General features: G+C 71.9%; 5 protein-coding genes. 4 read left to right on the top strand and 1 reads right to left on the bottom strand.

Annotated features, from left to right (window positions below):
- Positions 1-132: 132 nt before the first annotated feature.
- On the bottom strand, positions 133-3,276 hold the full coding sequence (gene ileS, locus ABZT03_RS21785) for an isoleucine--tRNA ligase (protein WP_356041678.1): 3,144 nt from the start codon (positions 3,274-3,276) through the stop codon (positions 133-135).
- A gap of 598 nt (positions 3,277-3,874) precedes the next feature.
- On the opposite strand from ileS, the gene ABZT03_RS21780 reads away from it, so the two are divergent.
- From ABZT03_RS21780 to ABZT03_RS21765, 4 genes are all read left to right on the top strand, one after another.
- Entirely contained in the window at positions 3,875-5,047 is a 1,173-nt protein-coding gene (locus ABZT03_RS21780) for a TraR/DksA C4-type zinc finger protein (RefSeq protein WP_356041676.1), read from the top strand.
- A 99-nt stretch (positions 5,048-5,146) separates the two neighbouring features.
- Positions 5,147-5,722 carry a signal peptidase II gene (gene lspA, locus ABZT03_RS21775; RefSeq protein WP_356041675.1) on the top strand — a complete coding sequence of 192 codons (576 nt, stop codon included), beginning with the start codon at positions 5,147-5,149 and terminating at the stop codon, positions 5,720-5,722.
- A 51-nt stretch (positions 5,723-5,773) separates the two neighbouring features.
- Positions 5,774-6,718 (top strand): RluA family pseudouridine synthase, encoded by a 945-nt coding sequence (locus tag ABZT03_RS21770; RefSeq protein WP_356041673.1) that lies wholly within the window; start codon positions 5,774-5,776, stop codon positions 6,716-6,718.
- Entirely contained in the window at positions 6,715-7,185 is a 471-nt protein-coding gene (locus tag ABZT03_RS21765) for a GNAT family N-acetyltransferase (RefSeq protein ID WP_356041671.1), read from the top strand. Before ABZT03_RS21770 ends, ABZT03_RS21765 begins: the two co-directional genes overlap by 4 nt.
- The last annotated feature ends 34 nt before the right edge of the window (positions 7,186-7,219 follow it).

The raw sequence follows: 7,219 nt of genomic DNA, 5'->3' as shown, positions 1-7,219 counted from the left end.
GACGGCTGGCTCAAGTACGACGGGCCGATCGCCGCGGACTTGAACTTGGACTGGACGGTGCCGTCGGGGTCGCTCGGCGAGTGGACGGGTTTCGTCGCGGGGCCGGGCCGTCGGCGCGTGAGCCGGGACGACCTACGCCTTGCGCAGACGGAACGTCAGGGACAGGCCCTCGTCGGTGAACGCGGGGCCGTAGGAGTCGTCCGCCTCGCCCTGGGCGAAGTCCGTGGCGAGGACCTCGTCCGCGATCAGCTCGGCGTGCTCGCTCAGGGCGGCGATGACCGCCGGGTCCGTCGAGGTCCAGCGCAGCGCGATGCGGTCGGCCACGTCCAGGCCGCTGTTCTTGCGGGCCTCCTGGATCATCCGGATCGCGTCCCGGGCCAGGCCCGCCTGCCGGAGTTCCTCCGTGATCTCCAGGTCGAGCGCGACCGTGGCACCGGAGTCGGAGGCGACCGACCAGCCCTCGCGCGGGGTCTCGGTGATGATGACCTCGTCCGGGGCGAGCGTGACCGTCTCGCCGTCGACCTCCACCGACGCCGTGCCCTCGCGCAGCGCCAGCGACAGCGCGGCAGCGTCCGCGTGGGCGACGGCCTTGGCGACGTCCTGGACGCGCTTGCCGAACCGCTTGCCCAGCGCGCGGAAGTTGGCCTTCGCGGTGGTGTCGACGAGGGAGCCGCCGACCTCCGACAGGGACGCGAGGGACTCGACGTTCAGCTCCTCCGTGATCTGCGCGTGCAGTTCGCGGGCCAGGGACTCGAAGCCGGTCGCCGCCACGAGGGCGCGCCGCAGGGGCTGACGGGTCTTGACGCCCGACTCCGCGCGGGTGGCGCGGCCCAGCTCCACGAGCCGGCGCACCAGCACCATCTGCCGGGACAGTTCGGGGTCGATCGCGGACAGGTCCGCCTCCGGCCAGGACGCCAGGTGCACCGACTCCGGGGCGCCCGGGGTCACCGGGACGACCAGGTCCTGCCAGACCCGCTCGGTGATGAACGGGGTCAGCGGAGCCATCAGCTTCGTCACCGTCTCGACGACCTCGTGCAGGGTGCGCAGGGCCGCCTTGTCGCCCTGCCAGAAGCGGCGGCGGGACCGGCGTACGTACCAGTTGGACAGGTCGTCGACGAACGCCGACAGCAGCTTGCCGGCGCGCTGGGTGTCGTAGGACTCCAGAGACCGCGTCACCTGGTCGGTGAGCGCGTGGAGTTCGGAGAGCAGCCAGCGGTCCAGGACCGGCCGGTCGGCGGGCGCCGGGTCGGCCTCGCTGGGGGCCCAGTCGGAGGTGCGCGCGTACAGGGCCTGGAAGGCGACGGTGTTCCAGTAGGTGAGCAGGGTCTTGCGCACCACCTCCTGGATCGTGCTGTGGCCCACCCGGCGGGCCGCCCACGGGGAACCGCCGGCCGCCATGAACCAGCGGACGGCGTCGGCGCCGTGCTGGTCCATCAGCGGGATCGGCTGCAGGATGTTGCCCAGGTGCTTGGACATCTTGCGGCCGTCCTCGGCGAGGATGTGGCCCAGGCACACGACGTTCTCGTACGACGACTTGTCGAAGACCAGCGTGCCGACCGCCATCAGCGTGTAGAACCAGCCGCGGGTCTGGTCGATGGCCTCGGAGATGAACTGCGCCGGGTAGCGGGACTCGAAGAGTTCCTTGTTCTTGTACGGGTAGCCCCACTGCGCGAACGGCATGGAACCCGAGTCGTACCAGGCGTCGATGACCTCCGGCACGCGCGTGGCGCTCTCACCGCAGCCGTCCTGCGGGCAGGCGAAGGTGACGGCGTCGATGTAGGGGCGGTGCGGGTCGAGCTGCGACTGGTCGGTGCCGGTCAGTTCGCCGAGTTCGGCGCGGGAACCGACGACGGTGAGGTGGTCCTCCGCGCAGCGCCAGATCGGCAGCGGGGTGCCCCAGTAACGGCTGCGGGACAGCGCCCAGTCGATGTTGTTGTTCAGCCAGTCGCCGAAGCGGCCGTGCTTGACGGTGTCCGGGAACCAGTTGGTCTTCTCGTTCTCCTGGAGGAGACGGTCCTTGACGGCAGTGGTGCGGATGTACCACGACGGCTGCGCGTAGTAGAGCAGCGCGGTGTGGCAGCGCCAGCAGTGCGGGTAACTGTGCTCGTACGGGATGTGCTTGAACAGGAGGCCGCGCTGCTGGAGGTCCGCGGTGAGCTGTTCGTCCGCCTTCTTGAAGAAGACACCGCCGACCAGCGGGACGTCCTCCTCGAAGGTGCCGTCCGGGCGGACCGGGTTCACGACCGGCAGGCCGTAGGCGCGGCACACCTTGAGGTCGTCCTCACCGAAGGCGGGGGACTGGTGGACCAGGCCCGTGCCGTCCTCGGTGGTGACGTACTCGGCGTTGACCACGTAGTGGGCCGGTGCCGGGAACTCCACGAGCTCGAATGGACGTTGATAGGTCCAGCGCTCCATCTCGGCACCGGTGAAGGTCTCACCGGTGGTCTCCCAGCCCTCGCCGAGCGACTTCCCGACGAGCGGCTCGGCGACGACGAGCTTCTCCTCGCCGTCCGTCGCGACGACGTAGGTGACCCCGGGGTGGGCGGCGACGGCCGTGTTGGACACCAGCGTCCAGGGCGTCGTCGTCCACACGAGGAGCGCCGCCTCACCGGCGAGCGGACCGGAGGTGAGCGGGAAACGGACGTACACGGACGGGTCGACGACCGTCTCGTAGCCCTGCGCCAGTTCGTGGTCGGACAGGCCGGTGCCGCAGCGCGGGCACCACGGGGCGACGCGGTGGTCCTGGGTCAGCAGGCCCTTGTTGAAGATCTCCTTGAGCGACCACCAGACGGACTCGATGTACTCCGGGTCCATGGTCCGGTAGGGGTCCTTGAGGTCCGCCCAGTACCCCATGCGGGTCGTGAGCTCCTCGAAGGCGTCGGTGTGCCGGGTCACGGACTCGCGGCACTTCGCGTTGAACTCGGCGATGCCGTACGCCTCGATGTCCTGCTTGCCGGAGAAGCCGAGCTCCTTCTCCACCGCCAGCTCCACCGGCAGGCCGTGGCAGTCCCAGCCGGCCTTGCGGGCCACGTGGTAGCCGCGCATGGTGCGGAAGCGGGGGAAGACGTCCTTGAAGACGCGTGCTTCGATGTGGTGGGCGCCGGGCATGCCGTTGGCGGTGGGCGGGCCCTCGTAGAAGACCCACTCGGGGCGGCCCTCGGACTGCTCCAGGCTCTTGGCGAAGATCTTCTGCTCGCGCCAGAAGTCGAGCACCGCGTGCTCGAGCGCGGGCAGGTCGACCTGTGCGGGCACCTGGCGGTACGTCGGCGTTGTCATCAGCGGGCTTCCTCCGGCGGACTTGCTGCCTTCCGTCCGGAGGGACGAGAGCTGTGCGTGCGCCGTCTGCGGCGCGCTCCCGCGGTACCACCCTCCTTGGCTCCCTGGTGTGCGGTGCACACCGGCGAGCCCCCTCATTGGGGTCGCGATACCGGTTCTACCGGCCGCGGCCCGGGGGCTGCGGCTTTCTTCCGGCGGCTCCGGGGTGATCTTCGCGTCGTGCACGCCCCCGGGCTTCCACCGTCCCCGGGTCGCTCTGGGCTGCGTACGCCGCTACTCGTCCCCATCCACGCTTTTCGCTCCGCCCAGTGTACGGCGCCCCCGGCGCGGCCATCGACCGGATTACCGGCCGCCGCGCCAGCGGCCCCGCCACGGCCGGGGCTGACCCGAATGCCGAGGTGCGGGGGTCCGGGTTCCGCTGCGGCGGCCGCGGCGGATTACCCGGCGGGGAGCTGGGCACAACGGATGCAGGTTTGCCGCGCGGCTTCCGCGGGGCGGGCGAATCGGGCGGTGTGCCCCGTTGCCGCGGGACTCGAGTCGATTTATCGTCCCAGCACGATTCGCGAGCAAGATCACAATGTGTGAAGGGGCCGCGGCCATGGTGGCGAAGAAGTCCGCCGTTCAGCAGTCGGCGTCCGGCAGGTCCACGAACACCAGGGCCTCCGGTGGTGCGGCCAAGGACCCGAGCGGGAAGAAGAGCACCCAGGGGGCGCCCGCCGGGCACCCGGCCCCTGCCGTGAAGACGGTGGGCGCGGAGGCGAAGGGGGCGACGAAGAAGGCGGCGACGGCGAAGACGGCCACGGCGAAGTCGGCGACCGGGAAGGCGGCCCCTGCGCAAGCGGCCTCCACCGGGGCGGCCGGCCCGCAGGGCGTCGCCGGGAAGGCCGCCGCGCGGGAGCCCGCCGGCGCGAGGAGAGCCGGCCGGAAGGCGACCGGAGCGAGGTCCACGGCCCCGGAGGACGCCGTCGGGGCGGACACGGCCGGCAGACCGGAGCCCCGGGAGGCGGGGGCGGAGTCGGACAGCGGTACGGCGGCGGCCGGCAGGGCCGTGGCGAAGCGGACGGAGTCGAAACGCACGGAGTCGAGACGCACGCAGCCGGGCAGGACCCGGCCGGAGAAGACGGAGCCGGGAAAGACGGCGCCGAAGAAGGCGGCCGCCCACAGGAGCACTGCCGCGAAGGGTGCCGCCGAAGCGGGCGGCCCCACCAAGAGCACCACGAAGAGTGCGGCCAAGAAGAGCAGGGCCAAGAAGGCGGGCGCGGCCGAGGCCGCGGAGCAGACGGGAGCCACGACGGTGGTTGCGAAGAAGACTCCTGGCACGGCCACAGCGGCGAAGACGGCGGTACCGAAGACGAGGGTGGCGGCCGCCGAGCCGGGCGACCTCGCGGTACGCCCGGGTGAGGACCCCTGGACCCCGCAGGAGGTGGCGGAGGCGCGCACGGAGCTGCTGTCCGAGGAGCAGCGGCTGCGCGACGAGATCACGTCCTCCGAGCGGGCCGTCGCCGGCCTGATGCGGGACTCCGGGGACGGCGCGGGCGACGACCAGGCGGACACCGGCACCAAGAACATCACACGCGAGCACGAGATGGCCCTGGCGGCCAACGCGCGCGAGATGCTGCTGCAGACCGGGCACGCGCTGGAACTGCTGGACGCGGGCACCTACGGCCTGTGCGAGAACTGCGGCAACCCCGTCGGCAAGGCCCGGATGCTGGCCTTCCCGCGGGCCACGCTGTGCGTCGAGTGCAAGCAGAAGCAGGAGCGCCGGTACTGAGCCGGGCCGATCGGCCGCCGTACGCCTCCTGAGCACGTGCGTCCCGGGAGGCGTGCCGTACCCTCGTCCTCAGTCAGGCACCTAGGTCGAGGGACTCACGTGGCAGAGGCGGAGCGCATCATCGGTACGCCGGACACTCCGGAGGCGGCCGCGTCCGGTCCGGAGCAGGGCGAGGCCGGACGGCCGCGGGGCAGGCGTCGTATCGCCGTGCTGTTCGCGGTGGCCGCCTTCGCGTACGTTCTCGACCTCGTCAGCAAGCTGATGGTGGTGGCGAGGCTCGAGCACCACGCGCCGATCGAGATCGCCGGGGACTGGCTGAAGTTCGAGGCGATCCGCAACGCGGGCGCGGCCTTCGGGTTCGGCGAGGCCTTCACGGTGATCTTCACGCTGATCGCGGCGGCCGTGATCGTGGTGATCGCCCGGCTGGCGCGCAAGCTGTACAGCCTGCCCTGGGCGATCGCGCTCGGTCTGCTCCTCGGCGGCGCGCTCGGCAACCTCACCGACCGGATCTTCCGCTCGCCCGGCGTCTTCGAGGGCGCGGTCGTCGACTTCATCGCGCCCAAGCATTTCGCCGTCTTCAACCTCGCCGACTCGGCGATCGTCTGCGGCGGCATCCTGATCGTGCTGCTGTCCTTCCGGGGCCTGGACCCCGACGGGACCGTGCACAAGGACTGAGCACGCGGGCTGCCGTACGGCGGTGTCCGACCCGTCCGGCATACTCGACGGGTGAGCACCGTTCCCGAGATCCGTACCCTGCCCGTGCCCGACGGCCTGGAGGGCGAGCGTGTCGACGCCGCCATCTCCCGCATGTTCGGCTTCTCCCGTACGAAGGCCGCCGAACTCGCCGCGGCGGGGAAGGTCTCGGTCGACGGCTCGGTGGTGGGCAAGTCGGAGCGGGTGCACGGCGGGGCCTGGCTCGAGGTGGAGATGCCGCAGGCACCCGCGCCGGTGCAGGTCGTCGCGGAGCCCGTCGAGGGCATGGAGATCGTGTACGACGACGACGACGTGGTCGTGATCGTCAAGCCGGTCGGCGTCGCCGCGCACCCCAGCCCCGGCTGGAGCGGGCCCACCGTCATCGGCGGGCTCGCCGCCGCCGGGTACCGCGTCTCGACCTCGGGCGCCGCCGAGCGCCAGGGCATCGTGCACCGCCTCGACGTGGGCACCTCGGGCCTGATGACGGTCGCCAAGTCGGAGCGCGCGTACACCTCGCTCAAGCGCCAGTTCAAGGAGCGTACGGTCGACAAGCGGTACCACACGCTCGTCCAGGGCCACCCGGACCCGACCAGCGGCACCATCGACGCGCCGATCGGCCGCCACCCCCAGCACGACTACAAGTGGGCGGTCACGGCCGAGGGCAAGCCGTCGGTCACGCACTACGACCTGATCGAGGCGTTCCGTGCGGCGTCCCTGCTCGACGTGAAACTGGAGACCGGCCGCACCCACCAGATCCGCGTCCACATGGCCGCCCACCGGCACCCGTGCGTCGGCGACCTGACCTACGGCGCCGACCCGACGCTCGCCAAGCGGCTGCACCTGACCCGCCAGTGGCTGCACGCCGTACGGCTCGGCTTCGAGCACCCGGGGACCGGCGAGTGGGTCGAGTTCGCCAGCGAGTACCCCGCCGACCTGCAGAAGGCCCTGGACCAGGTCCGCGAGGAGACGTACGCGTGAGCCTGCCGTCGTTCTCGGTTCGGGTCGCCGGGCGTCCCGCGGACCGGGAGGCGTGTTTCGCCGTGCGCAAGGAGGTCTTCGTCGCCGAGCAGGGCGTCCCCGAGGACCTGGAGTACGACACGTACGACGCCGGCGCCCTGCACGTGCTGGCGGTGCGGGAGGACGGCACGGCCCTCGGCACCGGGCGGCTGCTGCACGGGCAGGCCGCCGCGGCGAAGACCGGCGGCGACCCGGCCGTGGGGTCGCTGGGGCGGCTCGCCGTGACCCGGGAGGCGCGCGGGCTGGGCGTCGGGGCCGCGCTGGTGCGGGCCGTCGAGGACGCTGCACGCGCGCTGGGCCTGGCGGCGGTGGATCTGCACGCGCAGACCCACGCGCTGGGCTTCTACGAGCGGCTGGACTACGTGGCGTACGGGCCGGAGTTCCCGGACGCGGGTATCCCGCACCGGGCGATGCGGCGCGTTCTGTAGCGAGGGCGCGGCGCCCGCCGGGCGGCGGGTCGCG

The organism is Streptomyces sp. NPDC005574, assembly GCF_040605435.1.
Lineage (GTDB): Bacteria > Actinomycetota > Actinomycetes > Streptomycetales > Streptomycetaceae > Streptomyces.
This window is presented reverse-complemented; position numbering and strand designations above follow the sequence as displayed.

Bases quoted from the DNA above. Each gene is read 5' to 3' on its own strand.
- ABZT03_RS21780 (WP_356041676.1), top strand. From the start codon at position 3,875: ATGGTGGCGAAGAAGTCCGCCGTTCAGCAGTCGGCGTCCGGCAGGTCC.
- ileS (WP_356041678.1), bottom strand. From the start codon at position 3,276: ATGACAACGCCGACGTACCGCCAGGTGCCCGCACAGGTCGACCTGCCC.